Source organism: Microbispora sp. GKU 823, assembly GCF_002027145.1.
Classification (GTDB): domain Bacteria; phylum Actinomycetota; class Actinomycetes; order Streptosporangiales; family Streptosporangiaceae; genus Microbispora; species Microbispora siamensis.
Genome location: NZ_MWJN01000001.1, coordinates 286,010 through 313,007, shown reverse-complemented (window position 1 = coordinate 313,007; position 26,998 = coordinate 286,010). Strand labels below are relative to the sequence as shown.

Sequence of the window (26,998 nt, the reverse complement as noted above, 5' to 3'; positions counted from 1 at the left end):
GCCGACCATGAGCGCCGAAACCTCCGTGCCCCGGCCCCGGGAGCCCGGTTTGGACATATCAGACTCCGACCTCTTCAGAGGCCTGATGTCGGAGGCGCCGTTTGCCTTCGCGTTTTTCGACCCGGATGGGCGTTTCGTCCGGGTCAACTCCACCTTTACCGAGCTGACCGGCCACCCTGTCGAGTTGCATCTTGACCGCCAACCGGCCGAGCTGCTGCCGGCCGACCTGACCGCCCTGATCGAGGCGGCGCTGCGCCGGATCGCCGACGAGGCGCTGCCGGTCACCGACCAGCGGATCAGGACCCGCGCCGAGAACGGCGACACCCGTCACTGGACGGTGTCGTTCTTCCCGATGCACGGCGACGACGGCGTCGTCGGGACGGCGCTCTTCGGGGTCGACGTGACCGAGCGGCAGCTGAACGAGGAGGTGCTGGAGCGCAGCGAGGAGCGCTACCGCTCGCTCGTGGAGTCGCAGCAGCAGCTCGTGTGGATCACCTCGCCCAGCGGCGCGGTGGCCGAGGACGCGCCCCAGTGGCGGGCCATCACCGGCCAGGGCCTGGAGGAGTACCTCGCGCACGGCTGGCTGGACGCGGTGCACCCCGACGACCGTCCCGGCACCGAGGAGGCGTGGCGCGAGGCGCTGCGCGGCCGGACGATGTTCGAGTGGAGCTACCGGGTGCGCACCCGGGCCAGCGGCTACCGGCACTTCGAGGTCCGGGCCGTGCCGATCATCAGGCACGGCCGTGTGGTGGAGTGGGTCGGGGCGAACACGGACGTCACGCCGCAGCGTGAGGCCGAGGAGATGCGCGGGCGCCTCACCGACCAGCTCGGCGCCGCCGCGCTGCGCACCGCCCGCCTCCAGGGCGCGACCGCCCAGCTCGCCGAGGCGCTCACGGTCGAGCAGGTGGTGCAGGTCATCATCGACGTCGGCCGTACGGCCCTCGCCGCCGACCACTCGTCCGTGGCCCTGCTCGACCTGGACCGGGCCACGCTGAAGCTGATCAGCAGCGGCGGCACCCCGGACACCCGGGGCGAGGAGATCGACCTCGCGAACCCCAACGTGATGACGATGGCGGTCAACAGCCGCCGCCCGGTCTTCGCCGAGTCGCCCGACAGCCTGCGCGCCCAGCTCGTGGACGCCGGCGCCGACGAGGCGCAGATCTCCGGCTTCCTCGCGCAGACGGACGAGCGGGCCTGGGTGGGCCTGCCGCTGCTGGCGGCCGGGCGGGCGCTCGGCGCGTTGCGGTTCTCGTTCACGCGGACCCAGAAGATCTCCCAGGAGGACGGCGTCTTCCTGGAGGCCCTCGCCGGACAGTGCGCCCTCGCGGTCGAGCGGGCCACGCTGTTCGAGCGCGAGCACAAGACGGCCGAGACGCTGCAGCGCAGCCTGCTGCCCGACCGCCTGCCGGTGGTGCGGGGCCTGATGCTGGCCCACCGCTTCCGCAGCGGTTCGCGTCACGTGCAGGTGGGCGGCGACTGGTACGACGCGTTCGTCCTGCAGGACGGCCGGGTGGCGGCCGTGGTGGGCGACGTCATGGGCAAGGGCGTCAAGGCCGCCGCCGGCATGGGCCGGATCCGCAACGCGATGCGGGCCCTCGCGCTGACCAACCCGCCCCCGGCCGCGGTGCTGACGGGGCTCGACCGCGTCTTCGAGGCGACCGAGGAGGAGGAGCAGGTCACCACCCTGGCGTACATGGTCGTCGAACCCGGGACCGGGGAGGGCACGCTGGCCCTGGCCGGTCACCCGCCGCCGCTGCTGGTCTCGCCGCAGGGCGTCGGGCTGCTGCACGAGACCGAGCCGGGCACCCCGCTCGGCTGGGCCACGAGCCGCAAGCAGTTCCGGTTCTGCGTGCCGCCGGGTCACACCGCCGTTCTGTACTCGGACGGTCTGGTGGAGAACCGCAAGCGCGGGCTGGACGCCGGACTCAGGGAGCTTTCGTCCGTCGTGGCCGAAGCGCCCCCGGAGGTCCTGAGCAGCCCGAATATGCTGCTCGATTTCCTGGTGGACCACATGCTGTCCGGGTATGAACAGGACGATGACGTAACGGTACTCGCGGTCCACGTTCCACCGGCCACGAAGAGTGACTGAATGAAACAGTCATAACGGTTGCTTTCGGGTATCAGTGACCTCCTTCCGTACGCACTAGTGTCTCGGTCGGCCTAGGGTGGAGGAGCAACCGGCGGGACGCGGCCGTATCACGTACCGTGGCGTGCCACAATGGCATGTCGCGGTCTGCGCGACCTCACCACCGGAAAAGAAGAAGCACCTGGGTCCATTCTCGCCATGCGTTCGTTCGAGAGGTGTTCGTGTCGCCTGCAAGTTCGACTCGCTCGAAGCCGTCGGAGCTGAACGAGCCAGTGATTCAGCAGCTCCTCGAGCGTGGGCGCTCGCAGGGTTTCCTCGAGTCCGAGGATGTCCGCAAGGCCTTCGAGGAAGCGGACATCCCGATGTCGCAAGCCGCTGGATTCCTGCGCAGCCTCAGCAAGGAGGGTGTGACCGTCGTGGTGACGGCCGCCGACTCCGCGGCTCCCAAGCGTTCTCGAGGTCAAGCCAAGCGCCGCACCACCGCGCCCGTCAAGAAGACCACCAAATCCGCAGCGGCCAAGGAGTCGCAGCCGGAGACCGTGACCGCCGTGGTGACCGACTCCGCGCCGGCCGCCAAGCCGGCGCCGAAGAAGCCCGCCCCGGCCAAGCCCGCGCCGCCCGCCGCCAAGCCGGCCGCGGCCAAGGCTCCGGCCAAGCCCGCTCCGCCGAAGAAGGCCGCGCCCGTCAAGCCGGAGGCCCCCACCACGGGTCCCGAGGCCAAGGCGCCCAAGGCCGACACCAAGCCGAAGTCCGCCGACCTCGCCGAGGACGACGAGGACATCGACCTCGAAGGTGACGTCGACATCGAGGACTTCGACATCGAGGTCGAGGACGTCGAGATCGACGCCGAGGTGGAGACCGAGGACTCCGACACCGACGCCGAAGGGGAGGCCGACGGCGACGAGCCCAAGGCCGAGGCGCTCGCCCAGTCCGAGGATGAGGTGCTGATCCTCACCGACGACGATGACGACGCGCCCGTCGCCCAGGTCGCGGCGGCCGGCGCCACCGCCGACCCGGTGAAGGACTACCTCAAGCAGATCGGCAAGGTGCCGCTCCTCAACGCCGAGCAGGAGGTCGAGCTCGCCAAGCGGATCGAGGCCGGCCTGTTCGCCGAGGAGCAGCTCGCCCAGGAGGCCGACAGCCTGCCCGTCGACGTCCGCGCCGAGCTGGAGTGGATCGCCGAGGACGGCCACCGTGCCAAGAACCACCTGCTGGAGGCCAACCTCCGCCTCGTGGTCTCGCTGGCCAAGCGGTACACCGGCCGCGGCATGCTGTTCCTGGACCTGATCCAGGAGGGCAACCTGGGCCTGATCCGCGCGGTCGAGAAGTTCGACTACACCAAGGGCTACAAGTTCTCCACGTACGCCACCTGGTGGATCCGGCAGGCGATCACCCGGGCCATGGCCGACCAGGCGCGGACCATCCGCATCCCGGTCCACATGGTCGAGGTGATCAACAAGCTGGCCCGCGTCCAGCGGCAGATGCTGCAGGACCTCGGCCGCGAGCCCACGCCGGAGGAGCTGGCCCGCGAGCTCGACATGACCCCCGAGAAGGTCATCGAGGTGCAGAAGTACGGCCGCGAGCCGATCTCCCTGCACACTCCGCTGGGCGAGGAGGGCGACAGCGAGTTCGGCGACCTCATCGAGGACTCCGAGGCCATCGTCCCGGCCGACGCCGTCAGCTTCACGCTGCTGCAGGAGCAGCTGCACTCCGTTCTCGACACGCTGTCGGAGCGGGAGGCGGGCGTGGTGTCGATGCGGTTCGGCCTCACCGACGGGCAGCCGAAGACTCTGGACGAGATCGGGAAGGTCTACGGCGTGACCCGCGAGCGGATCCGCCAGATCGAGTCCAAGACCATGTCGAAGCTGCGCCACCCCTCCCGTTCCCAGGTGCTGCGCGACTACCTGGACTGACGCACGAGTCGATCGTCCCCCCGGCCACGCACCACGGCCGGGGGGACGACGACGTTGGAGGACGACTTAACACCGACGTAACCTCGTGGTAGCGCCGCGGGCACGTCGACGCTCCTAGGCTCGCGCCTCATGGGAGTGATCGAAGTGGATCGGGCGCGTGCTCGGGGGCCACGAGTGATCCCGGACCGCCCGTGGGCGGACACCATGCTCGACGAGGCGGTCGAGGCCGCCTCTCGGGGGGACCTCAGACCGGCGGCGGCCGTCCTCGCGGACAGCAGGGGCGACCCGGAGACGCGGTCGCTGCGGGTGGAGGCGCTGTCGCGGGCCGTCATCGGGGCGAGCCGGTCGATCGAGGCGCTGCTCGCCCACGACCAGGGCAATCCCGACCTCTGGCTGTGGCTCGGCCGGGCCCGCCTGGAGGAGGCCTGGGAGCTGCGGCCCGACGTACGGGCCAGGGCGGTGCAGGCGGACCGGCTGCACGCCTACCGGTCGGCGATGGAACGGGCCAGGCAGCCGCTGCTGACGGCGGCCGGGCTCGCGCAGGGCGACCCCGTGCCGTGGGAGTGCCTGATGTGGCTGGCCATCGGCCTGGACCGGCCGCGCACCGACAAGGACGCCGTCTGGTACGAATGCTCCCGCCGGTGGCCGACTCTGTATTCGGGGGCGCTGGCCCGCCTGATCACCCTGTCGCCCGGCTGGGGCGGCACCGCCCAGGAGATGCTCGGCTTCGCCCGCTCGGCCGCGGCGCACGCCCCGGAGGGCAGCCCGCTCCCGGCGCTCGTGCCGCTGGCCCACTTCGAGATCGTCGCCGCCGGGCGCACCCCCATGTCCCGGGGCGGCTGGTTCTCCTTCGAGGCGCAGCGCGAGATCGTCTCGGCCGCCGGTCACTGGGCGGAGCGGCGCCTCGGCGGGGCGCACCCGCGCTCGGTCGAGGCGCACAACGTCTTCGGCGCCGCCTTCTACCTGTCCGACCTCCGGCGACCGGCGCGCGGGCACCTCGCCAGGACGGGCGGCCGTTTCAGCCGGCTGCCCTGGTCGCACCTCGGCGATCCGGCGCAGCAGTACCGCCGGGCCTGCGCCCGGCTCAACCTCTGACTCACTCGCTCACGATCACGTCGAGGGTCCGCGGCCTTCCCCGCCCGGCCGGCGCGGCCAGTTCCACCCGATGCCCCAGGCCGGTCAGCAAATCGGCCAGATCCCCGGCCGTGCGGGGCCGGTCGGGGGTCTCGACGAGCGAGCGGGCCACCACGCCCCGGGTGGCCTTGGCCATGTGGCTGACGACGTCCGCTTCCCTGCCGGCCTCCCGCAGCACCCGTACGGCCACGCCGCGTTCGCCGGGCTGCCAGGCGGCGGCGTACGTCGCGGACCGCATGTCCACCACGAGTCCCTTCGTCGCGTCGAGCACCGCGCTGATCGACGGCCGCCAGAACGCGGCCAGGCCGCCCATCGGCGGCAGCCGTACGCCCATGGACAGCCGGTAGGGCGGCACGCGGTCGGACGGGCGCAGCAGGCCCCACAGCGCCGAGAACACGACGATCCTCCGGTCGGCCCGCCGCCGGGCCTCGGGGGAGAGGGTGGCCAGGCCCAGGTTGTCGTACAGCACGCCCGTGTAGAGGGCGGCGACGGGCAGCGTGCGCGCCGTGGGGAGGGCCAGGTTGCGCTCGATCTCGCCGGCCTGCCCGTCCGACAGGCCGAGCACGTCGCGCGCCTCGGGCGTGTGGCAGAGCGAGACGAGGGCGTCGAGGACCTTCTCGCGCGGGGAGGCGAGTTCGGGGAAGCCGAGCCGGCGGACGGCGGAGGTGCCCCGCTCGGCCTTCCCCTCCGACGGCGGAAGCAGGATGAGCACGGTTTCGCAGCCTACTGTGCCCCGACCGGAGAGTTTCCCCGATCGGGGCGCTCCCCCCAAGGCGGCGCGACGCTCAGTCCCGGCCGGTCTCCACCGCTTTGAGCACGGCCTCCGCGATGGAGCGCGGATCCACGCCGAAATGCCTGCGGACCGCCTCGCGGGTGCCCGACAGCCCGAACCCGTCGGTGCCGAGCGAGGTCCACGGCCGGTCGATCCACGGGCTGATCTGGTCCGGCACGGCGCGCATCCAGTCGCTGACCGCGATCAGCGGCCCCGCGGTCCCGGCCAGGGCCTGCCGGATGTACGGCACGCCCGTGGTGGTCATGGCGTCGCGGCGCAGCTCGCTCCAGGAGGTGACCGACCACACGTCCACGCCCACGCCGTACTCCTCCCGGAGCAGCCGCTGCGCGTCCAGCGCCCAGTGGATCGCGGTGCCGCTGGCCAGCAGGTGGGCCTGGCCGCCTCCGGCGGCGTACCGGTAGATCCCCCGGAGGATGCCCTCCTCGACTCCCTCGGGCATCGAGGGCTGGGGCAGCGGCTCGTTGTAGACGGTCAGGTAGTAGAACACGTCCTCGCCGTCGGGGCCGTACATGCGCCGGAGCCCCTCACGCACGATCGTCCCCACCTCGTAGGCGAAGGCGGGGTCGTAGGCCAGGCACGCCGGGTTGGCGGAGGCGAGGAGCTGTGAGTGACCGTCCGCGTGCTGCAGGCCCTCCCCGGTCATCGTGGTCCGCCCGGCGGTGGCGCCGACGAGGAACCCGCGGCCGAGCTGGTCGGCCAGCGCCCACATCTGGTCGCCGGTGCGCTGCCAGCCGAACATCGAGTAGAAGATGTAGAAGGGGATCATGACTTCGCCGTGGGTGGCGTAGCTGGAGGCCGCGGCCGTGAACGACGCCATCGACCCGGCCTCGGTGATGCCCTCCAGCAGGATCTGCCCGTCGGCCGCCTCCTTGTACGACAGCAGCAGGTCCCGGTCGACGGACTCGTAGCGCTGGCCGAGCGGCGAGTAGATCTTGGCGGTGGGGAACAGCGACTCCATGCCGAACGTCCTGGCCTCATCGGGCACGATCGGCACCCAGCGGCGTCCCGTCTCCGGCTCCCTCATCAGGTCCTTGACCAGGCGGACGAAGGCCATCGTCGTGGCCACCGGCTGCTTGGAGCCCTTCTCCAGCGCCCGGAACGGCGCCTCGCCCGGGGCCGGCAGCGGGCGGTGGGAGACCGTGCGGCGGGGGGACGGGCCCGCCCAGCTCGCGGCGCCGCTCGGCGGCGTACCGCGCCTCGGGGGAGTCCGGCCCGGGATGCAGGTAGGGCGGCAGGTCGCCGTCGAGCGCCTCGTCCGGCACCGGCAGGCCGAGCCGGTCGCGCAGCGCGCGGAACTCGTCCTGGGTGAGCTTCTTCATCTGGTGGTTGGCGTTGCGCGCCTCGATCCCCGCGCCGAGGGTCCAGCCCTTCACGGTCTGCACGAGGATCACCGTGGGCGCGCCCCGGTTGTCCAGGGCCCTGCGGTAGGCCGCGTACACCTTCCGCGGCTCGTGGCCCGCCCGCGACCCGCCGACGATCCGCCGCAGGTCCTCGTCCGAGTACGGCACGTCCAGTCCCCGGAACAGCCGCTCCCTGATATAGGCGCCCGTCGAGGCGGCGAACGTCTGGAACTGCCCGTCCGGCACCTCGCCCAGCCGGGCCACCAGCTCGTCCGAGTGGAGCAGCCCGTCCCAGTCGCGGCCCCACAGCGCCTTGACGACGTGCCAGCCCGCGCCCCTGAAGACGCCCTCGAGCTCCTGCACGATACGGGTGTTGCCCCGCACCGGCCCGTCGAGCCGCTGCAGGTTGCAGTTGATCACGAAGGTGAGGTTGTCGAGCCCCTCGCGGGCGGCCAGGGTGAGGGCGGCCGTGGACTCCGGCTCGTCCATCTCGCCGTCCCCGAGGAAGGCCCACACGTGGCTGCGCGAGGTGTCCTTGATGCCGCGGTTGTGCAGATAGCGGTTGAACCTGGCCTGGTAGATCGCGTTGAGCGGGCCGAGGCCCATGGAAACAGTGGGGAACTGCCAGAAGTCCGGCATGGACCGCGGGTGCGGGTACGACGGCAGCCCGCCCTCGGGCTCGCGCCTGAACAGGTCGAGCCGGGCTTCGCTCAGCCTGCCCTCCAGGAAGGCCCGGGCGTAGATGCCCGGGGAGGCGTGGCCCTGGAAGTAGACCTGGTCGCGGCCGGCGTGGAAGAAGTGGTTGAAGCCCACCTCGTACAGCCAGGCGGCCGAGGCGTAGGTCGCCAGGTGGCCGCCGAGCCCCAGCCGGCTCCCCCTGGTGATCATCGCTGCGGCGTTCCACCGGTCGTACGCCGCGATGCGTTCCTCCAGCTCCAGGTCACCCGGGTAACGGGGCTCCTCGGAGGTCGGGACGGTGTTGATGTAGCGGGTGGTCGTGGCCAGCCGCCTCAGCAGGTAGTCGGCCCGTTCGGGGCCGGCTGCACGGCGGACCGCCTCGAGGGATTCGAGCCACTCGGCGGTCTCCTGCGGGTCCAGGTCTTCGTCCATGCATTCATTAAACACCCTATGATCGATCATCGGATGTCTGTGGTGCCGCCCTATCATCGGTGTCGTGGAACCCGTCGTGCGGTCGCCGCTTCGCGACCAGATCCGGCAGGCCGTGCTCGACGGCCTGATCAACGGGCGATGGAAGCCCGGCGACCGCCTCGTCGAGCGGCGCATGGCGGCCGAGCTGAGCGTCAGCCAGGCCCCGGTGCGTGAGGCGCTGCGCGAGCTTGAGGCGCTCAGGCTCATCGAGTCCGCGCCCAACAAGGGCGCGCGGGTCCGCAGGCTCACCCGGGAGGATCTCCGGGAGGTGTACCAGGTGCGGGCGGGCCTGGAGGAGACGGCCGTCCGGCTGGGCAGGCCCCGCGTGGAGGCGCTGCGTACGCACCTCGGCCGCCTGCACGAGGCGGCGGCCGCCGGTTCCCTGCACGATCAGGTGCGGCACGGCGTCGCCTTCCACCGGGAGATCGTGAAGGCCTCGGGCAACGAGGTGCTGCTGTCGGTGTGGGAGTCGCTCGGCATCGAGGTGTGGACCCACCTGTCGATCCGCCTGTTCCGGATGCGCCCGCACGAGAACGCCGCCGACCACGAACCTCTCGTGGAGGCGTTCGAGCGGAACGACCCCGAGGTGGGCGTGATGCTCCGCGAGCACGTGCTCGGCTACGCCCCGATAGAGCCGGACACGGCCGAGCCCGGGGGAACGAGCTAGCCCTTCTGGCCGGTCGTGGCGATGCCCTGCACGAAGTAGCGCTGACCGGCGAAGAAGACGACGACCAGCGGCAGCGTGGTGATCACGCTCGCGGCCAGGACGATCTCCCACTTGGGGTCGCCGCCCTGGTAGAACTGGTCGACCACGGCCTTGAGCCCGCGCGGCAGCGTGAACAGCGCGGGATCCTGCAGGTAGATCAGCGGCTTCATCAGGTCGAACCAGCTCGCCTTGAGCTCGAAGACGAACGCGATGATCAGGGCCGGGCGGCCGAGGGGCAGCGCGATCCGCCAGAACAGGTCGAGGTAGGACGCGCCGTCCACCCTGGCGGCCTCGAAGACGTAGCGCGGGATGCCGAGGAAGAACTGGCGCAGCAGGAAGATGTAGAACGCCGACCCGAAGAGGTTGCCCGCCCACAGCGGCACCTGCGTGCCGGTGAGGCCGACCGAGTTCCAGATCAGGTACGTCGGCACGAGCGTGACGGCCGCCGGCAGCATCATCGTGGCGAGCACGCTGCCGAACAGCACGCCGCGCCCAGGAAAGCGGAAGTAGGCGAACCCGAAGGCGACGAACGCGCTCGACACGGTCACCGTGAGGGCCGCCATGACCCCCACGACGACCGTGTTGAACAACCAGGCCAGCATCGGCGCGGCGTCCCACACGTTCGCGTAGTTCTCCGGGGCGAACGGGTGCGGCCAGGGGAGGAACGGGTCGGCGAACGTCCGGTCGCGCGGCTTGAGCGAGGCCACGACCAGCCACACGAACGGGTAGAGGAACACCGCCGCGGCGGCGGAGAGCATGACGAGGAAGAACGCTCTGCGGGTGCCCGCCGTGCCCGGGCGGTCGTCGCGCGCCGCCTCCCGCATCCGCGCGGCCACGCCGGCGCGCTCCGGCAGCGTACGGCCGGCCGTGGCGGTCATCGCGTCCCTCCCGGAGGCTCGGCCTCGTAGTAGACGAACCGGTTGCCGACCTTGACCTGCACGATCGTGATGATCCCGATGATCGCGAAAAGCAGCCAGGCGAGCGCCGACGCGTAGCCCATGTGCAGGAACTGGAAGCCCTGCTGGAACAGATAGACGACGTAGAACAGGGCCGAGTCGCCGTAGGAGTGCTGGGCGGTCTGGTTGCCGAAGAACATCGTGTAGACCTGGTCGAACATCTGCAGCGCCGCGATCGTGTTGATGATCACCACGAAGAACAGCGCGGAGCTGATCATCGGCAGCGTGACCGAGCGGAACCGCTGCCAGGGGCCCGCGCCGTCGATCATCGCGGCCTCGTACAGGTCGCGCGGCACGTTGCGCAGGGCGGCGAACAGGATGATCGTCGTCGAGCCCAGGTTCCACAGCGACATGAGCACGATGCCGGGCTTGACCCACGCCGGGTCGGTCGTCCACTGCGGCCCGTCCACGCCGAACAGCCCGAGGAACTGGTTGACCAGCCCCGCCTGGCCGTTCAGCAGGAACAGGAACAGCACGCCCACCGCGACGTACGGCGTCATCGACGGCAGGTAGAACACCGTGCGGAAGAACCCGGCGGCCCGGCCGGTGACGCGGTTGAGCATGAGCGCGAGCAGCACTGAGATCACCAGCGCCAGCGGCACGTGCAGGACCGTGTAGAAGGCCGTGTTGCCGATCGCCCTGGCGACCTTCGGGTCCTCCAGCATCGCGGCGTAGTTGCCGAGGCCGGCGAACTTCGGCCTGGAGATCAGGTCGTAGTCGGTCAGCGAGAGCACGAAACTCGCGACCATGGGTCCGGCCTGGAAGACCACCAGGCCGATCAGCCACGGCAGCAGGAACACGTAGGCCCAGCGGGCCTCGTGGCGGGCCAGTCCGGAAAGCGGGCGGGCCACGTCAGCCCGCCACGGCCTGGAGGGCCTTGGTGGCCTCCTGATGCGCCTGGGCGAGCGCGGCCTTCGCGTCCTGGCGTCCCTGCATCACCCGGGTCGCCGCGTCGAGCCAGGCGGTGCGGAACTCCGCCGCGGCGGGCGACTGCGGGACGACGAATCCCTTGTCCTGCACGCCCAGGATCGTCGTGGTCGCGTCGTCGTACGGCCTGTGCCCGCTCGGCTTGACGATCTGGGAGAAGATCGCCTGGTCGGCCTTGGCGTTGGCCGTGAACGTGCCCGGGTAGGGCTTGCCCTCCTGGGCCCGCTTGGCCGCCCGCGCCTTCGCCGCCGCGATCCAGGTGTCGGCCGAGGTCATCGTCTTGATCCACTGGCAGGCGACGTCCGGGTGCTTGGCCCCCTTGGGGATGACCCAGCCGTTGCCGCCGACCATGGTGAGCGGATCGCCCTGCCTGTCCTTGAACGGCAGCACGGTGATCTTCGCGTCGGGGGAGGTGCTCGCCATGGAGGTGACCAGGAACTGCTCGGTGAGCATCATCCCGATCTGGTCCTCGGCGATCGGGTTCTTCTCGCCGAAGTAGTCGAAGGTGTCGGTGAAGGCCTTGAGCTTGGTCCAGCCGCCCTGGTCGTCGAGCAGCCCGTTGGCGTAATCGAGCGCCTCCGCGACCTTCGGGTCGTCGAGGCGGGAGGTCTTCCCGTCCGCCGACAGCAGGTCGGCGCCGTTGGCCTTGGTCCACAGGGGGAGGAACTCCGGCAGCTTGGGATAGAAGCCGAAACGCTCGATCCTGCCGCCGGAGACCTTGTTCATCTTCCTGGCCAGGGCGGCCAGAGCGTCCCAGTCGGAGGTGTCGATGCTCGCCGGGTCCACCCCGGCTTCCTTGGCGGCCTTGTCGTTCACCAGCAGGATGATCGAGGTGTAGAACTCCGGCACGCCGTACCACCTGCCGTTCAGCTTCACCTGCTGCTGGGCGGCGGGGTAGAAGTCGGACATCGCGATGCCCTCTTTGGCGACGCAGTCGTCCAACGGCTGGATCGCGCCCCTGGCGGCGTACGTGCCGATCAGTTCGCGGCCGAGATAGACGACGTCCGGCGGGTTGCCGCTCGCCACCGCCGACAGGAAGGCCTGCTCGTCGAACTGACCCTGGTTGACGGTGAGCCTCACCTCGGGATGCGCCTTCTTGAAGGCGTCCACCCGGGTCGTGGCGATCTCGTCGGGGAAGCCGAAACCCATGGTGGTCAGGGCGGAACCGCCGCCCGGCGACGCGCCGTCCTTGGCTCCCACGCCGCCGCACGCGGACAGGGCCGATACGCCTGCCAGGGCTGCGGCCAGCACGACGATGCCGGTACGGTTCCTGCGCGATGGGGACACCGCCGCTCCTTCGAGGGGGTCCGAGGGATCGAAGGTCCTCCCACTGCCCCTGAGGCAAGATCTAAACCCGAGCAGTGCAGGTCAGCTAGGCTGCGGCGGTGGATCGGGAAATTTCACAGTTCGACCTGCTGGTCGATGCGGCCTGGCCGGCGCCGGGACGGGCCGAGGACGGCGGATGGGTCTACCGGCATGCGGGCGGTGTGACGAAACGGGCCAACTCGGTGCTGGCCCTGGGAGAGCGCGCGGACCTGCCGGAGGCGGTCGACCGGGCCGAGCGGTTCTACGCCGGCATCGGGCAGCCCTGCGTGTTCTCGGTCGGCATGGGCGCGCCTCCCGGGCTCGACGACGAACTCGGCCGCCGGGGCTACCGGCTCGTGGATCCCACCCTGGTGATGACAAGGCCGCTCACCGGCGACGAGCCCGCCGCCGGCGCGGTGGTGGAGGACAGGCCGTCCGAACGGTGGCTGCGCACCTGGTGGAGCGTGGACGGCGGGCGCCACGGCGACACCGGGGAGGTTCCGGCGCGGACGTGGGGCGAGCGGATCCTCGGCGGGGTCCCCGCCGGGTACGTCCTCCTCGACGAGGGCGCGGTGGGCAGGGGCGTGCCGCAGGGGCGCTGGCTCGGGGTCTACTGCATGGCGGTCGAACTGCACGCCAGGAGGCGGGGGCTGGGCGCGGCCGTGCTGCGCACCCTGCTCGCCTGGGGGCGGCGACGTGGCGCCGACAGCGCCTACCTGGTGGTGACCGAGGCCAACGCCGGTGCCCGCGCGCTCTACGAGCGCGAGGGCTTCACCGTCGCCGGCCGCTATCACTACCGGGTGCGGGCCTGACCCACCGGGCCGTCCGCCGCGAGCCCCGGGGGAAGCGGGGAACGGCGGTCGCGCCCGAGGGGTCGCCCGGGTCGATGGCTTGTGCCGATGGCTTATATGGCGACGGCGCGCGGAGCCGACATCGTCGTCTGACGCTCCGGCACGCCGTCTATAGGGTCAGCGCTCGCCGTCAGGGGCGGTCGCGGGGGATTCACTGAGTCGGGCCGACTCGTCCTGGATCTCAGCACCTTTGTCGCGCAGCACAGCCACGTGCTGACGCCCGTGGTGGGCGCAGAACAGCAACTCCCCACCCACGGGCAGGGTCGCGCGGATGTAGGCCTGAGCACCGCACCGGTCGCACCGGTCCAGGGCCGTCAGCGGCTTGATGGGGGCGAGAGCTCCAGTCACGTATCGCCTTTCGGGTCGCCCCACGCTGTGGGGACGTTGGCGTCAGTCACTTGGGACAACATCTAACCGGATACGGGCCTTCCCAATCATGCTCCGACTACGCCCAGAGCAGAATGATCCGTAAAGTGACGGGGATCACAGCGAAAGTGCCGGTCATTGTGCTGCGCCTGGCAAGCTTGTGCGCGTACAAACATGAGTGGCGTTAAGCTGCGTACGCGTGTTCGATTGATAAGTAGGAGCTGGGTGTGACTGCGGTTCGCGCGGAGACGGGGTACACCGCCCGTCATCTCTCTGTGCTGGAAGGCCTGGAGGCCGTCCGCAAGCGCCCGGGGATGTACATCGGCTCCACGGACACGCGCGGCCTCATGCACTGCCTGTGGGAGATCGTGGACAACGCGGTCGACGAGGCGCTCGGAGGCCACTGCACGCGGATCGAGGTCGAGCTGCACGCGGACGGCTCGATCGAGGTGCGTGACAACGGGCGCGGCATTCCCGTCGACATCGAGCCCAAGAGCGGCCTGGCCGGCGTCGAGCTCGTCTACACGAAGCTCCACGCGGGCGGCAAGTTCGGCGGCGGTTCCTACGGCGCCTCCGGCGGCCTGCACGGCGTCGGCGCCTCGGTGGTCAACGCGCTGTCCTCCCGCGTCGACGTGGAGGTCGACCGCGACGGCAAGGTCCACCAGATCAGCTTCCGCCGGGGCGTGCCCGGCGTTTTCGACGGCGACGGCCCGACCGCCAAGTTCCGCAAGAAGTCCGGCCTGCGCGACGGCGGCCCGGCCCCGCGCAACACGACCGGCACCCGGGTGCGCTTCTGGGCCGACCGGCAGATCTTCCTGCCCGAGGCGGAGGTCTCGCTCGACGAGATCCACGTGCGGCTGCGCCAGACGGCCTTCCTGGTGCCGGGGCTCACGCTCGTGGTGCGCGACGCCCGCGGCGAGGAGCCGGTCGAGGAGACGTTCCGCTTCGACGGCGGCATCAGCGAGTTCACCGAGTTCCTGTCCCGTGACGAGGCCGTCTGCGACGTGCTGCGGCTGCAGGGGGAGGGCCACTTCCACGAGACGGTCCCCGTGCTCGACGAGCAGGGCCACATGACGCCGACGGAGATCGAGCGGGAGCTCACCGTCGACGTCGCGATCCGCTGGGGGAAGGGCTACGAGACGACCGTACGCTCGTTCGTGAACGTGATCGCCACGCCGAAGGGCGGCACCCACGTCGCGGGCTTCGAGCGGGCGCTGGTCCGCACGGTCAACGAGCAGCTCAGGGAGACCCGGCTGCTGAAGAACGGCGACGAGCCGGTGACCAAGGAGGACATCCTCGAAGGGCTGACCGCGGTGGTCACCGTGCGGGTTCCCGAGCCGCAGTTCGAGGGCCAGACCAAGGAGGTGCTCGGCACCTCCGCGGCCAGCCGCATCGTCGCCCACGTGGTCGCCCGGGAGCTCAAGGCGCTGTTCGCCAACCCCAAGCGGGGGCAGAAGCAGCAGCTGCGCGCGGTGCTGGAGAAGGTCGTCGCCGCGGCCAAGGCCCGCATCGCCGCCCGCGAGCACCGCGACAACCAGCGGCGCAAGTCCGCCCTGGAGAACTCGGCGCTGCCCGCCAAGCTGGTCGACTGCCGCAGCGACGACGTGGACCGCAGCGAGCTGTTCATCGTCGAGGGTGACTCCGCGCTGGGCACGGCCAAGCTCGCCCGCGACTCGGAGTTCCAGGCGCTGCTGCCGATCCGGGGCAAGATCCTGAACGTGCAGAAGGCCTCGGTCGCCGACATGCTCAAGAACGCCGAGTGCGCCGCGATCATCCAGGTGGTCGGCGCCGGGTCCGGCCGCTCGTTCGACATCGAGTCGGCCCGCTACGGCAAGATCATCTTAATGGCCGACGCGGACGTGGACGGCGCGCACATCCGCTGCCTGCTGCTCACGCTCTTCCATCGCTACATGAAGCCGATGGTCGAGGCCGGGCGGGTGTTCGCCGCGGTTCCGCCGCTGCACCGCATCGAGGTCACCAACCCCGGGCGTGGCCAGGACAAGTACATCTACACCTACAGCGACGCCGAGCTGCACAAGGTCCTGCGCGACCTGGAGCGGCGCGGCAAGCGCTGGAAGGACCCCGTGCAGCGTTACAAGGGCCTCGGCGAGATGGACGCCGACCAGCTCGCCGAGACGACCATGGACCCCCGCCACCGCGTCCTGCGCCGCGTGCGGATCGAGGACGTGGAGGATGCCGAGCACATCTTCAACCTCCTCATGGGCAGCGACGTGGGCCCGCGCCGCGAGTTCATCATCGGCAGCGCCGCCGAGGTGGACCGCGACCACATCGACGCCTGACCGGCGCCCGGCGCCACGCCGGGCACCGGCTCACCGTCGTGAGTTCGGCATCGCCGGCCGTTGGCGTAGTCGATCTCCGGGTAGTAGGCCACCCTCTGGCAGAAGCGGCTCCCGGAGGGGATGGTGATCGTTCCCCGGGTGCCGCTGCAGCCCCCGGCCGGGGGCCGCGTCAGGGCTTGACCTCGCGCAGGCGCCCGGTCTCGACCTCGTAGACGAATCCCCGCACCGAGTCCTTGTGCGGGATGAACGGGTCGGCCTTGATCCTGTTGATCGACTGGATGACGTCCGCGTCGAGGTCGGAGAACGCCTCGGCGGCCCAGTCGGGCCTGATCCCGACCTCGGCCTCGATTCCCCGGCGGAAGTCGTCGTCGGTGAAGGTCAGCATGCCGCAGTCCGTGTGGTGGATGAGGATGATCTCCCGCGTGCCGAGCAGGCGCTGGCTGATGGCGAGGCTGCGCCGCTCGTCCGCGGTCACCACGCCGCCGGCGTTGCGGATGACGTGAGCGTCGCCCTCGGTCAGCCCGAGCAGGCCGTACACATTCAGCCGCGCGTCCATGCAGGCGACGACGGCCACCCCGCGCGCCGGGGGCAGCGGCAGGTGTCCCTTGTCGAAGCCCGCGGCGTACCGCTCGGCGTTGGCGAGGAGTTCGTCGGTGACGCTCATGTGATGGTGGCCTTTCTGGTCGCGGGAGTCGCTGGCCCCACCTTTACCTCTTATTCCTACCAAGTCAATAGGTATCGTGACCGTCCGTGAGCTGAAGGTTTCCGGCGGTCATCTGTGATCATGGACTCATGGCATTTCTTGAACACGACCAGAAGAGCCGGGTGACCGTGCGGCCGCTCACCGCCGAGGACGTCACCTGGGTGCGGGAGTTGTTCACCGAGCGGTGGGGAGGGGTCATATCGGTCAGCCGAGGCGTCGCCCACGAAACGACCGCGCTTCCCGGATTCGTCGCGCTGCTCGACGGGGAACGCGCGGGCGTCGCCACCTACACGATCACCGGCCGGGAGTGCGAACTCGTCACGCTCGACTCCGTACGCGAAGGCGCCGGAGTGGGCATCGCCCTCGTGGACGCGGTGGCCGGAGCGGCGCGCGCCGGGGGTGCCGTTCGACTGTGGCTGGTCACGACGAACGACAACCTGCGGGCGCTGCGTTTCTACCAGCGATACGGCTTCGACCTCGTCGCCGTGCACCGCGACGCCGTCGCCCGGTCGCGTGAGCTCAAGCCGTCGATCCCCGAGATCGGTCTCGACGGCATCCCGCTCCGCCACGAACTCGAACTCGAACTGCCCGCGAGCCTGCTCGGGGTCAGCCCGACTCGATCTCCAGGGTGCTGACCCGGTTGCGGGCCTCCAGCATGCCCTCCCGGTAGCGCTCGTCCCAGTCCGGGTCGTCGTCGCGGATGGCCCTGACCGTCTGCCTGGCGAGCTCCACCGGCCCGTTGGGGCCGGGAGCGACCTTGCGTACGACGATCAGGGTCCACCCGTTCTCCATGACCGTGTCGGCCTCCCAGCGGGGTGCGCCGGCCGCTTCCCGCTGGGACGCCGGCTTCCCGCCGCGTACGAGCGTCACGAGCAGATACACGAGCACGGCGATGACGATGAGCGTCACCGGAAGGGCGAGCAGGCGCATCGGGGTCCCGGCTCCCTACTTGGTGGGCAGAGCGACGCCTCCAGTATTGCCTGGCGCGTACACCGTGATGCCCTGGGGCAGGGCCTTCAGCTTCTCGATCTCCGCGCACGTGGGGCACTTGTTGTAGCCGTCCTGCCGGGCCTTGTTGGCCTCCGCCTCGGCGCGCGCCTGGGCGACCTTCGCCTGCGCCTCGGTGACCTTCGCGAACGCGGCCTGCGCCTGGTTGACCGCCTCCTGGACCTCCGTGGGCAGGGTGACCCGCGAGAGGTTGAAGTGGATGCCGGTGAGGTAGTCGGCGCCGAGGGTCGACTTGAGGTCCTCGGCCAGGCTCGTGTTGACCGCGTTCTGGATCTTGGCGATGTTGGCGTTGTTGCCCTGCTGCGGCGTGCCCGCGTTCTGCTGGCCGGCGCTGTTGTTCTGCACAAGTGCGCAGGAGGAGACCAGTTCCGCGCAGCGGAAGTTGTTGATCTGGGTGCGCAGGTCGTTGTCGATCACCGGCCGGATGATCTGGTCGAGGAAGGCGGACCAGCCCTCGTCGCCCTCCCAGGGGTAGAAGGTCCCGCCGTTGGTGCTGCGGAACTTGCGCGTGCCGAACTTGTCGTCGAACGACTTCAGCGTCTGGTGGTCGAGGTTGAGGCCGAAGTAGAGCGTGCCCTCGATGCCCATGTTGACGCCGTCGCCGCTCGGCACGTTGACGACGTCGACACCGGACCTCTCGCCGTGTCCGGAGTCGGAGGTGATCGTGTAGAACCGCTGCTGGGCCGGATAGCGGTGCATCTGGGACCACCAGCCGATCCAGGTGACCCCGGAGCCCGGGTCGATGACCTGGCGGACCTTGTTGTCGTCCAGCGGGCCGCCGTCGCGGACGACGGCCACCTCGCCGCCGCTGGTGCGCTCGAACCCGCTGAACGCGCCGATCAGGGTCGGCGCCCCGACGACGATGAGCGCGAGGATCACCAGGATGGCGATGCCACGATAGGACCTGCGCGACGTGCCGCCGGAGGCGGAGGAAGAGCGGCTGGGCATACGGGCTCCTTGGGGGGCGCCTCGGGACCGGTCACGGTACCGGGGGATGGCTCACGTGTCGTCGGCAGGAAAACGTAGCAGCCGGGTGCCCCGGTTCCGGGAGGGCCGGCATCCCGGGGCCGTCATCGGGTCGCCGCAGTCGATGGCGGAGGCGCCGGCGGTCAGGGCGCGCGGGTGGCCACGGCGACGACAGCGTCGGTGAGCGCGGCGGCGTAGGCGTCGGTGAGCCTGCCGGCGTCGAACAGCAGCGCGTACCACATCGGACCGAAGACCAGGTCGATGAGCACCTCGTCGTCGGGGTGGGCGACCTGTCCCCGCTCCCGGGCCCGGCTGAGGATCTGGCGGACGGCGTCGCGGCGCGCCGCGATCAGTTCGCTCCTCACCCGCTGGGCGAAGGCGGGGGCCTGTAGCGCCTCGGCGGCCAGGGCCTGGTTGAGCGTGCCGGGCACGCCGCGCTGGGCGGCGAAGGTCTCCTTCAGCAGGGTCAGCAGGTCCTCGCCCAGGTCGCCGGTGTCGGGCGTGGGCAGCCGGGTGCGGGCGTAGGCGGCCAGCACGTCCAGGATCACCTCGCGGCGGGCCGGCCCCCACCGCGCGGGCGTTCGCCGGGGTGCTGCGCACCCCCGGAGCCGCATCGATGATCGCGACCACGCTGCTGGTGCTGACCTCCCAGTTCACCGTCTACGGGGTCGCCGGGGCCTACCTGGACACCCGGTTCGGCGCAGGTCCCGGTCTGGTGTCGTTGACCCTGCTGGTCTTCGGCGCCCTGGGCATGGTGGGCATCGCCGCCGGGGCCCGCGTCTACACCCGTCTGGGCGGCGGGCGCACCATCGCACTGGCGCTGGCCGGGCTGACCGCCACCTTCCTGGCGCTGGCCGGCGTGCCCGCCCTGCCCGCGGCCGGTGTCGCCGTGTTCGCCTTCTGGGCCGTCTTCAACACCTTGTTCATGGCCCCGCAGCAGGCACGCCTGGTGGAATTGCTGCCCGAGCAGCGCGGCATCCTGCTGGCCCTGAACGCCTCGGCCCTGTATCTGGGCATGAGCCTGGGCAGCCTGCTGGGCAGCGGCCTGCTGCCCGCCCTGGGCGGCCGCTGGCTCCCGGCCCTGGCGCTGCTGCCGCTGGCCCTGGCCGCCGGCGCACGCCGCCTCGCTGCGGCCGCACTCCACCCGCCCGGCGATCGCCGACCAGCGGGACCTGCGCGAGGACGTCCCCGGAGCCACCGTCAGCGGCAACCCGGCCGTCTGACCCCGCCCACCCCTCTTCTCATGACTCTTCTCACGACCGGACTGCGAGGTCGAACCTTATGACCACCCACGACGCCCGCACGCTGCACGACCAGACCGTCCTGATCACCGGCGCCCTCCCGGGCCTCTGACCCTGCAGACGCCGGGGGCGGCCTGCCGTACGGGGGGTGGATCAGAGCTCGACGGGCTGAAGCCGTCCCGTGTGCACGTCGTACAGCGCGCCGCCCACGACGAGGTCCTTGGGCAGGTAGGGGCTGGACTTGATGCGGGTGATGTCGTGCCGCAGCGTGGCCCGCTGGTCGGGGACGGTCTGGAACTCGAGGCTGCGGGTGTCGACGCCGTACTGGTCGGCGATGAGGTTGTGCACGTCCTCGTCGGTCGACTTGGACATCCGGCAGTCGGTGTGCGGCATGACCAGCACACGGTCGACTCCGAGCAGGTAGACGGCGAGGACAAGGGTCCGCAGGACGTCGTCGGTCACCCGCGCGCCCGCGTTGCGCAGGATCTTCGCGTCGCCCGCGGCCAGGCCGAGCAGCCCGAGCGGGTCGATGCGGGAGTCCATGCACGTCACCACCGCGAGCCCGCGCGCCGCGCGGCCACTGAGGCCGGAGTGGGTGAACGCGCTCGCGTACTTCTCGTTGGCGTCCAGCAGGTCGTCGAAAGCACCGGTCATGTCACAGATGTTGCCCGATGCCCCTAAATCGGTCATCGCGGGGCCGGTCTTTCGCCCACATCTCGCGGGTGGCCATCAGATCGACACCGGTATAAGTTCTTCACTGGTGTTGAATTCGAGGGAGAGGGGTCACCATGAGCGGTGTCGCGCGCATGCACTCGGTCGTGCTCGACTGCCCGGAGCCGAAGGCCCTGGCGGACTTCTACGCCGGGCTGCTCGGCTGGAAGGTCGCCTACGAGGAGGAGGACTGGGTCACGCTCGCGGGCGACGACCAGGCCCGCCTCGCCTTCCAGCGGGTCCCCGAGTACGCGCCTCCGGTCTGGCCGTCCGCCGAGCACCCGCAGCAGTTCCACCTCGACCTGACCGTGGACGACATGGCCGAGGCGGAGAAACAGGTGCTCGCCCTGGGAGCCGTCAGGCACGAGCACCAGCCCGACGAGGGACGCGGCTGGACCGTCTTCCTCGACCCCGCCGGGCACCCGTTCTGCCTGGTCGCCGGGTCGACTGACGCGTCAGCCCAGGGAGCCGGAGGCGGCCTTCTCCCGCGGCGTACGGGCGAGGCGCCGCAGGACGAGAAGGCCGCCGATTCCCGGCAGCCAGGCCAGCGCCTTGCCGGTCAGGTCGCATTCGGCGTCGCGGGCGGCGGCCACGACGACGAACAGGTACGCGCAGCCGTGCAGGGGTCCGACGAGCGAGGAGACGGGCGGCAGGTGCACGGTGGCCAGATTGGCCAGCAGGACGGCCAGGGATCCCAGCTCGACGGCGGCGGCGGCGCGCAGGGCGGAACGAGGGCGCGACATGGTCAGACTCCCGTGGTCGAGCCGGGACGGACGATCATCAGCACCGTGACGGCCGCCCACAGCAGGTTGAAGACGCCGGTCAGCATGGCGAGCCGCGCCACCCCGCCGCCGGCGTCGGCGGGCGCGGGATCCGCGGCGGTCAGCCGGGCGAGGACGGCGTCCTGACGCGGCAGGACCGCCAGGGCAAGGATCGCGGCCGCCGCGGCGGTGAGCAGGATGGACGCGATCACCCACGCGTCGCGCAGCACGCCGAGGCCGCTCGCCGTGGCGAACCCGAAAACCGGTACGGCCAGGCCCGCGACGGCGTAGACGCGGCAGATTCGGTGCAGGACGCGGAGCGTGGCCACCCCGCCGGCCTGCGTGCCCTGCTCCGCGAGGCGACGAGCGGCGGAGGGGAACATGCTCGCCGCCACGGCGACCGGGCCGACCGCGAGGATCGCGGCGAGGACGTGAACGGCCAGGAAGAACTTGGTCATCGTGCGTGGCCCCGATCAGCGGGCGGCGGGCGCGGCCGGACGGAGCAGCGCCCCCGCCGCTCCGGGAAGGACGATGTCGAACAGTACGAACTGGGCCGGCATCGGCATGTCTCCTCGTCGTCGGCAGTGCGGTCACCCACCGTAGGAGTACGGCCCGGCCTGGTCCCAGAGGCGAGAACGACAAAGACCAACGGATTCTCGCCAGCCGTCCTCACCTGAGGGTTCGTGAAAAAGCACTGGACCCACCAGTGGCGGGATTCCGTCTATCGTGGCGATCGTGCACACCGTCGCGATCCTGGCGCTGGACCATGTCGTGCCGTTCGACCTGGCGACCCCCATCGAGGTGTTCGGGCGCACCCGCCTGCCGGACGGCCGGCAGCCCTACCGGGTGCGGGTGTGCGGACCCGCCACCGAAGTGGAGACCGATACGTTCGCCCTGCGGGTGCCGTACGGCGTGGACGCGCTGGCCGAGGCCGACACGGTCATCATCCCCGGCTGTTCGGAGCGGGCGGGGCCGCCCCCGCCCGAGGCGCTGGAGGCGCTGCGCGAGGCGGCCGCGCGGGGCACCCGCCTCGCCTCGATCTGCGTGGGCGCGTTCACGCTCGCGGCGGCCGGGCTGCTGGACGGCCTGCGGGCGACCACGCACTGGGCGGCGGCGCCCGCGTTGGCCCGCCGGTTCCCGCTGGTGGACGTGCGGCCGGACGTGCTCTACGTCGACAACGGGCAGGTGCTCACCTCCACGGGCGCGGCCGCCGGGCTCGACCTGTGCCTGCACATGATCCGGCGCGACCACGGCTCGGCCGTCGCGGCCGACGCCGCCCGCCTGTCGGTGATGCCGCTGGAACGGGAGGGCGGTCAGGCCCAGTTCATCGTCCACGAGCACCCGCCGGTGCCCAGCGGTTCGCTGCTGGAGCCGGTGCTGGCGTGGATCGAGGACAACCTCGGCCGCGACCTCACCCTGCGGGAGATGGCGGCCCGCGGCGGGATGAGCGAGCGGACGTTCAGCAGGCGCTTCCGCCAGCAGACCGGCACCACTCCGCTGCAGTGGCTGCTGCGCGCCCGGGTCAGGCGAGCGCAGTATCTGCTGGAGAACACCGACCACGGCATCGAGCGCATCGCCGCACAGGCCGGCTTCGGGTCGCCGACCGCGTTCAGGGAGCGGTTCAAGCGGGTCGTGGGGACCACGCCGCAGGCGTACCGCTCCTCGTTCCACTCCCCACTCCACGGGGGCTCCGCCGCCACCTGAGCGCCACAGGCATGCACCGGGACGCGACGCGGAGCTAGGAGACCCGCTCCGCGCCGCCTGTGTCACTTCGGCGGCTCTTCGCCGCCTGTCACATGGGCGGCTCTTCGCCGCCGGTGTCGCCCGTGGTGGCCATGCCGCCCTCCGTCGCGGCGGCCACCTCACCGCCGTCCGCGCCGAGCGCGCCGCCGATCGCGGCGATGGCGTGCACGAGGCGCACACCCGAGCCGTCGCGGCGGCCGAGCTCCTCCGGCAGCGGCACCGGCTTGCCGGTCGAGGAGACCGCCTTGACCGGCGCCGGGCCGGCGTAGGCGAGCAGCAGGACGTCCTCGCCCTTCAGGAAGCGCTGGGCGCGCACGCCGCCGGTCGCCCGTCCCTTCGGCGGGAAGTCGGCGTAGTCGGAGACCTTGCCCGCGCCCATCTGGGTGCCGGGCAGGGCGGTGGAGGAGCCGGCGATCGTCACCACACGCGCCTCCCGCGTGGGATCGACCACGCCGAAGAAGACCACCTTCGCGTCACCGTCGAGGCGCACGCCGGCCATGCCGCCCGCCGGACGTCCCTGGGGCCGTACGACGGAGGCGGGGAAGCGCAGGAGCTGCGCGTCGCTGGTGATGAAGACCAGGTCGTGGTCGGCGGAGGTCAGCTCCACGGCGCCGACCACCACGTCGCCGTCCCGCAGTCCGATCACTTCGAACTCGTCGCGGTTGACGGGGTATTCGGGCACGACCCGCTTGACCACACCCTGGCTGGTGCCGAGCGCGAGCCCCGGCCCGTCCGGATCGAGCGAGCCCAGCCCGACGACCTTCTCGTCCGGTTCGAGTGCGACGTACTCCGACACCGGATGCCCGCCGGCGAGCGAGGGCGGGTTGGCCGAGGGCGGCAGCGCGGGCAGGTCGAGCACCGAGACCCGGATCATCCGGCCCGCGGAGGTGACCACGCCCACCTCGCCGCGCACGGTCGAGCGGACCACCGAGACCAGCACGTCGTGCGCCGTGCGGTCGCCCTCGCCGGAGACCGGCGAGGCGTCGGTCGTACGGGCGAGCAGGCCGGTGGACGACAGCAGCACCAGGCAGGGATCGTCGGCCACCTCCAGCGGCACGACGGCGGTCCTGGCGGCCTCCGACGACTCCAGCAGGACCGTGCGGCGCGGCGTTCCGTACGTCTTGGCCACCTCGGCGAGCTCGGACGACACGACCTTGCGCAGCCGGTCCTCCGAGCCGAGGATCTCGTTGAGCTCGGCGATGTCGGCCTGGAGCTGCTCCTTCTCCCGGTCGAGCTCCAGCTTGTCGTAGCGGGTGAGGCGGCGCAGCGGGGTGTCGAGGATGTAGTTCGCCTGGATCTCGCTCAGCTCGAAGGTCTCCATGAGCCGCGCGCGGGCCTGCGCCGAGTCGTCGGAGCCGCGGATCACCTGGATGACCTGGTCGATGTTGAGCAGCGCGATGATGAGGCCGTCGACCAGGTGGAGCCGTTCCTCGCGCTTGCGCAGCCGATAGCGCGACCGCCTGCGCACGACGTCGAGCCGGTGGTCCACGTAGACCGACAGCAGTTCACGCAGGCCGAGCGTGCGCGGCTGGCCGTCGACGAGGGCGACGTTGTTGATGCCGAAGGTCTCCTCCATCGGCGTCAGCCGGTAGAGCTCCTCCAGCACGGCCTCCGGGTTGAAGCCGTTCTTGACCTCGATGACCAGGCGCAGGCCCTTGTGCCGGTCGGTCAGGTCCTTGAGGTCGGCGATGCCGGTGAGCTTCTTCGCGTTCACCAGCTCTTTGATCTTCGTGACCACCCGCTCGGGGCCCACGTTGAACGGCAGCTCGGTGACGACGATGCCCTTACGGCGCGGCGTGGCCTGCTCGATCGTCGCCTTGGCCCGCATCTTGAAGGTGCCGCGGCCGGTCTCGTACGCGTCCCTGACGCCGTTGAGGCCGATGATCGTGCCGCCGGTCGGCAGGTCGGGGCCGGGGACGAAGCGCATGAGCTCGTCGAGCGTCGCGTTCGGCTTCCTGATCAGGTAGCGGGCCGCCGCGATGACCTCGCCGAGGTTGTGCGGGGCCATGTTGGTGGCCATGCCGACCGCGATGCCGGAGGCGCCGTTGACCAGCAGGTTGGGAAACGCCGACGGCATGACCGACGGCTCGGTCTCCTGGCCGTCGTAGTTGGGCTTGAAGTCGACGGTGTCCTCGTCGATCGACTGCACCATGAGCATGGCGGCCGGGGCGAGGCGGGCCTCGGTGTACCGCATCGCGGCGGGCAGGTCGTCGGGAGAGCCGAAGTTGCCGTGCCCGTCCACCAGCGGCAGGCGCATCGAGAACGGCTGCGCGAGCCGTACGAGCGCGTCGTAGATGGCCGAGTCGCCGTGCGGGTGGAGCTTGCCCATCACCTCGCCGACGACGCGGGAGGACTTGACGTGCCCGCGGTCGGGCCGCAGGCCCATCTCGCTCATCGAGTAGAGGATGCGGCGCTGGACGGGCTTGAGTCCGTCGCGCGCGTCGGGCAGCGCGCGCTGGTAGATCACCGAGTAGGCGTACTCAAGGAAGCTCGTCCGCATCTCCGCGGAGACGTCGATGTCGACGATCCGCTCCTCGAAGTCCTCGTCCGGCGGGGGTGTCGTCGTGCGTCGGGCCATGTCGTGGTTTCCTGCGTGTCGAGGAGCCGGACCCCGGCCGTCGGGACCGGGGAGGGCGAACGTGGGTGGTGGACATCAGCGGTGGTCATCCAGTGGTGGTCATCGAACATTCTGCCGAGAGTTCACCCTGTTCGCGACTCACCACCATACTGCCGGGCTCGTGCCCGCCGTCCCGGCTTCCCCGACGGGACAGCCTTTTCGGCCCCGGAACGGTCAGTCGCGGGGGCCGGCGCCGGGCCAGGGGCCGGGCGTCTCGCCCTCGTCCTCGTCGCCCGGCACGTTCAGCTTCTCGTCGTAGATCCGGAAGCCCCGGGCCTGGTAGTTCGCCAGCGCGGCGGGCCCGTCGAGGGAACAGGTGTGCACCCAGACCCGCCGGGTGGACTCCCGTCCCGGCCAGCGCTCGGCGAGGTCCCAGGCGCGGGCCACGGCCTCGCCCAGCAGCCACCCGCCGAGGCCCTGCCCGATCGCGTACGGCAGCAGCCCGAAGTTGACGATCTCGACGGTGCCGCCGTCCTGGGCCACCAGTTCGGCGTACCCGGCGGGGGTGCCGCGCACCCAGGCCACCCAGGTCTCGACGCCCGGCCGGTCGAGCCAGTCCTTCCACTGCTTCCAGGTCCACGGCAGCCGGTTGGTCCACTGCCAGTCGCCGCCCACGGCGGTGTAGAGGAAGCGGCTGAACTCCGGGCTGGGGATCTCGGCGCGGACGACCTGCGCGGGGACCGCGGGCGGCCGTCCCGGCCGCAGGTCGGCGGGGCTGGTCTGTTCGAGATACCAGGTGGTCACGTCCATAACGGGACACATCAAACCACGACGCCCGCCCGGGTCCGTCCGGTCGCGGCGGCCGGCACCGTCACACGGGCGAGGCGAACCTGCCCGTATGCGCTGTTTGTCCGGTTATAGCCGCTCCTTCGGTACCCTCCCCCCAGGAGAGGGAGGTGCTTCCGCGATGTACGACGTCGTGGACCGGATGCTTAACGCGATGAACGCGCACGACCTGCCCGCGCTGTTGCGGTGCTACGCGCCGGGCGCGGTGGTGGTCGGACCGGAGATGGAGGCGGGGGAGCCCGCGGAGATCGGCTCCTACATGCTGCAGATGTGGGAGGGCTTTCCCGATCTGCACTTCACCGTCTGGGAGACGATCACCTTCGCGGACGCGGTCGCGACGGAGATGACGGCGGTGGGCACCCACACCGGGCCCTACCTGGTCGCCGGGGGTGACCTCCTCGCCCCGACCGGCCGTGGCATCAACGTGCGCGTCTCCTGGTTCTGGCACCTGAAGGACGACCTCATCCTGAGCCAGCGCTTCTACTACGACCAGCTCCAGATCTACTCGCAGCTCGGCCTGCGGTTGCCCCTGTCCTTCGGAGACGACGACGCGGGAAGCGGCGCGCCCCGGGATCGCGGCTAGTTCCCCGCCCGCCTTCCGCCGCCCCGCCTCCCGCCGTCCCGGCGGAAACGGTC

Annotated in this window: 24 protein-coding genes and 2 pseudogenes; 11 read left to right on the top strand and 15 right to left on the bottom strand. The window is 70.9% G+C overall.

Annotated elements, in window-relative coordinates; genetic code table 11:
- Positions 1-7: 7 nt before the first annotated feature.
- The 3 genes from B1L11_RS01450 (at position 8) to B1L11_RS01440 (ending at position 5,094) form a co-directional block, all read left to right on the top strand.
- Entirely contained in the window at positions 8-2,089 is a 2,082-nt protein-coding gene (locus B1L11_RS01450) for a SpoIIE family protein phosphatase (RefSeq protein ID WP_079312387.1), read from the top strand.
- A gap of 218 nt (positions 2,090-2,307) precedes the next feature.
- On the top strand, positions 2,308-3,999 hold the full coding sequence (locus B1L11_RS01445) for an RNA polymerase sigma factor (RefSeq protein WP_256862128.1): 1,692 nt from the start codon (positions 2,308-2,310) through the stop codon (positions 3,997-3,999).
- Positions 4,000-4,128: 129 nt separating this feature from the next.
- Positions 4,129-5,094, top strand: coding sequence for a hypothetical protein (locus B1L11_RS01440; protein ID WP_079312383.1), 966 nt, complete (start codon positions 4,129-4,131; stop codon positions 5,092-5,094).
- Position 5,095: 1 nt separating this feature from the next.
- Here B1L11_RS01440 and B1L11_RS01435 read toward each other — a convergent pair whose 3' ends face one another.
- Both B1L11_RS01435 and aceE read right to left on the bottom strand, forming a co-directional pair.
- The gene (locus B1L11_RS01435) at positions 5,096-5,845 is read right to left on the bottom strand and encodes a YaaA family protein (RefSeq protein WP_079312381.1); all 750 of its coding nucleotides are present in this window, start codon (positions 5,843-5,845) and stop codon (positions 5,096-5,098) included.
- A 100-nt stretch (positions 5,846-5,945) separates the two neighbouring features.
- A pseudogene (gene aceE, locus B1L11_RS53665) lies at positions 5,946-8,406 on the bottom strand (pyruvate dehydrogenase (acetyl-transferring), homodimeric type); the annotation flags it as partial.
- 34 nt (positions 8,407-8,440) lie between these two features.
- Between aceE and B1L11_RS01425 the strand changes: the two are divergent.
- Complete coding sequence (locus B1L11_RS01425) at positions 8,441-9,082, top strand: GntR family transcriptional regulator (RefSeq protein WP_079312379.1); 642 nt, start codon at positions 8,441-8,443, stop codon at positions 9,080-9,082.
- On the opposite strand, the gene B1L11_RS01420 is transcribed toward B1L11_RS01425, so the two are convergent.
- Genes B1L11_RS01420 through B1L11_RS01410 form a run of 3 tightly spaced genes read right to left on the bottom strand, consistent with a single transcriptional unit; the run spans position 9,079 to position 12,291 of the window.
- The gene (locus B1L11_RS01420; protein WP_204048764.1) at positions 9,079-9,999 is read right to left on the bottom strand and encodes a carbohydrate ABC transporter permease; all 921 of its coding nucleotides are present in this window, start codon (positions 9,997-9,999) and stop codon (positions 9,079-9,081) included. The two genes, B1L11_RS01425 and B1L11_RS01420, sit on opposite strands and share 4 nt — an antisense overlap.
- Positions 9,996-10,928 (bottom strand): carbohydrate ABC transporter permease, encoded by a 933-nt coding sequence (locus B1L11_RS01415; protein WP_218670827.1) that lies wholly within the window; start codon positions 10,926-10,928, stop codon positions 9,996-9,998. Before B1L11_RS01415 ends, B1L11_RS01420 begins: the two co-directional genes overlap by 4 nt.
- A 1-nt stretch (position 10,929) precedes the next feature.
- Complete coding sequence (locus B1L11_RS01410; protein WP_218670826.1) at positions 10,930-12,291, bottom strand: ABC transporter substrate-binding protein; 1,362 nt, start codon at positions 12,289-12,291, stop codon at positions 10,930-10,932.
- A gap of 98 nt (positions 12,292-12,389) precedes the next feature.
- On the opposite strand from B1L11_RS01410, the gene B1L11_RS01405 reads away from it, so the two are divergent.
- Entirely contained in the window at positions 12,390-13,121 is a 732-nt protein-coding gene (locus B1L11_RS01405) for an N-acetyltransferase (protein WP_079312377.1), read from the top strand.
- 156 nt (positions 13,122-13,277) lie between these two features.
- Here the strand turns inward: B1L11_RS01405 and B1L11_RS01400 are convergent, their stop codons facing one another.
- Positions 13,278-13,508 (bottom strand): hypothetical protein, encoded by a 231-nt coding sequence (locus B1L11_RS01400; RefSeq protein WP_079312375.1) that lies wholly within the window; start codon positions 13,506-13,508, stop codon positions 13,278-13,280.
- Between the two features lie 245 nt (positions 13,509-13,753).
- Between B1L11_RS01400 and B1L11_RS01395 the strand changes: the two genes are divergently transcribed.
- Positions 13,754-15,826 (top strand): type IIA DNA topoisomerase subunit B, encoded by a 2,073-nt coding sequence (locus B1L11_RS01395; RefSeq protein WP_079312373.1) that lies wholly within the window; start codon positions 13,754-13,756, stop codon positions 15,824-15,826.
- A 169-nt stretch (positions 15,827-15,995) separates the two neighbouring features.
- Here B1L11_RS01395 and B1L11_RS01390 read toward each other — a convergent pair whose 3' ends face one another.
- The gene (locus tag B1L11_RS01390; protein WP_079312371.1) at positions 15,996-16,490 is read right to left on the bottom strand and encodes a carbonic anhydrase; all 495 of its coding nucleotides are present in this window, start codon (positions 16,488-16,490) and stop codon (positions 15,996-15,998) included.
- 128 nt (positions 16,491-16,618) lie between these two features.
- On the opposite strand from B1L11_RS01390, the gene B1L11_RS01385 reads away from it, so the two are divergent.
- The gene (locus B1L11_RS01385) at positions 16,619-17,164 is read left to right on the top strand and encodes a GNAT family N-acetyltransferase (protein ID WP_079312369.1); all 546 of its coding nucleotides are present in this window, start codon (positions 16,619-16,621) and stop codon (positions 17,162-17,164) included.
- Here the strand turns inward: B1L11_RS01385 and B1L11_RS01380 are convergent.
- From B1L11_RS01380 to B1L11_RS01370, 3 genes are all read right to left on the bottom strand, one after another.
- Positions 17,136-17,459, bottom strand: coding sequence for a hypothetical protein (locus B1L11_RS01380; RefSeq protein WP_079312367.1), 324 nt, complete (start codon positions 17,457-17,459; stop codon positions 17,136-17,138). The two genes, B1L11_RS01385 and B1L11_RS01380, sit on opposite strands and share 29 nt — an antisense overlap.
- Positions 17,460-17,474: 15 nt before the next feature.
- Positions 17,475-18,485, bottom strand: a complete 1,011-nt coding sequence (locus tag B1L11_RS01375) for an SPFH domain-containing protein (RefSeq protein WP_079312365.1) — start codon at positions 18,483-18,485, stop codon at positions 17,475-17,477.
- A 161-nt stretch (positions 18,486-18,646) separates the two neighbouring features.
- A complete protein-coding gene (locus B1L11_RS01370) occupies positions 18,647-19,051 on the bottom strand; it encodes a TetR-like C-terminal domain-containing protein (protein WP_179154926.1) in 405 nt (134 codons plus the stop codon).
- Between the two features lie 68 nt (positions 19,052-19,119).
- Here B1L11_RS01370 and B1L11_RS01365 point away from each other — a divergent pair, with 68 nt between their 5' ends.
- Positions 19,120-19,788, top strand: a complete 669-nt coding sequence (locus B1L11_RS01365) for an MFS transporter (protein WP_256862125.1) — start codon at positions 19,120-19,122, stop codon at positions 19,786-19,788.
- A gap of 109 nt (positions 19,789-19,897) precedes the next feature.
- Here B1L11_RS01365 and B1L11_RS01360 read toward each other — a convergent pair whose 3' ends face one another.
- Positions 19,898-20,398 carry a carbonic anhydrase gene (locus B1L11_RS01360; protein ID WP_143736805.1) on the bottom strand — a complete coding sequence of 167 codons (501 nt, stop codon included), beginning with the start codon at positions 20,396-20,398 and terminating at the stop codon, positions 19,898-19,900.
- 134 nt (positions 20,399-20,532) lie between these two features.
- Between B1L11_RS01360 and B1L11_RS01355 the strand changes: the two are divergent.
- Positions 20,533-20,880: pseudogene (locus B1L11_RS01355) on the top strand (VOC family protein); the annotation flags it as partial.
- 30 nt (positions 20,881-20,910) lie between these two features.
- Here the strand turns inward: B1L11_RS01355 and B1L11_RS01350 are convergent.
- Both B1L11_RS01350 and B1L11_RS01345 read right to left on the bottom strand, forming a co-directional pair.
- Complete coding sequence (locus B1L11_RS01350; RefSeq protein WP_079312359.1) at positions 20,911-21,198, bottom strand: DUF3817 domain-containing protein; 288 nt, start codon at positions 21,196-21,198, stop codon at positions 20,911-20,913.
- Positions 21,199-21,200: 2 nt separating this feature from the next.
- Positions 21,201-21,674 carry a DUF2269 family protein gene (locus tag B1L11_RS01345; protein WP_079312357.1) on the bottom strand — a complete coding sequence of 158 codons (474 nt, stop codon included), beginning with the start codon at positions 21,672-21,674 and terminating at the stop codon, positions 21,201-21,203.
- Positions 21,675-21,951: 277 nt separating this feature from the next.
- Between B1L11_RS01345 and B1L11_RS01340 the strand changes: the two genes are divergently transcribed.
- Complete coding sequence (locus B1L11_RS01340; RefSeq protein ID WP_079312431.1) at positions 21,952-22,920, top strand: GlxA family transcriptional regulator; 969 nt, start codon at positions 21,952-21,954, stop codon at positions 22,918-22,920.
- An 88-nt stretch (positions 22,921-23,008) separates the two neighbouring features.
- On the opposite strand, the gene B1L11_RS01335 is transcribed toward B1L11_RS01340, so the two are convergent.
- Both B1L11_RS01335 and B1L11_RS01330 read right to left on the bottom strand, forming a co-directional pair.
- Positions 23,009-25,537: a DNA topoisomerase (ATP-hydrolyzing) subunit A gene (locus B1L11_RS01335; RefSeq protein WP_079312355.1), complete on the bottom strand. Its 2,529-nt coding sequence runs from the start codon at positions 25,535-25,537 to the stop codon at positions 23,009-23,011.
- A gap of 213 nt (positions 25,538-25,750) precedes the next feature.
- Positions 25,751-26,326, bottom strand: coding sequence for a GNAT family N-acetyltransferase (locus tag B1L11_RS01330; protein WP_079312353.1), 576 nt, complete (start codon positions 26,324-26,326; stop codon positions 25,751-25,753).
- Between the two features lie 157 nt (positions 26,327-26,483).
- On the opposite strand from B1L11_RS01330, the gene B1L11_RS01325 reads away from it, so the two are divergent.
- Complete coding sequence (locus tag B1L11_RS01325) at positions 26,484-26,945, top strand: ester cyclase (RefSeq protein ID WP_179154925.1); 462 nt, start codon at positions 26,484-26,486, stop codon at positions 26,943-26,945.
- The last annotated feature ends 53 nt before the right edge of the window (positions 26,946-26,998 follow it).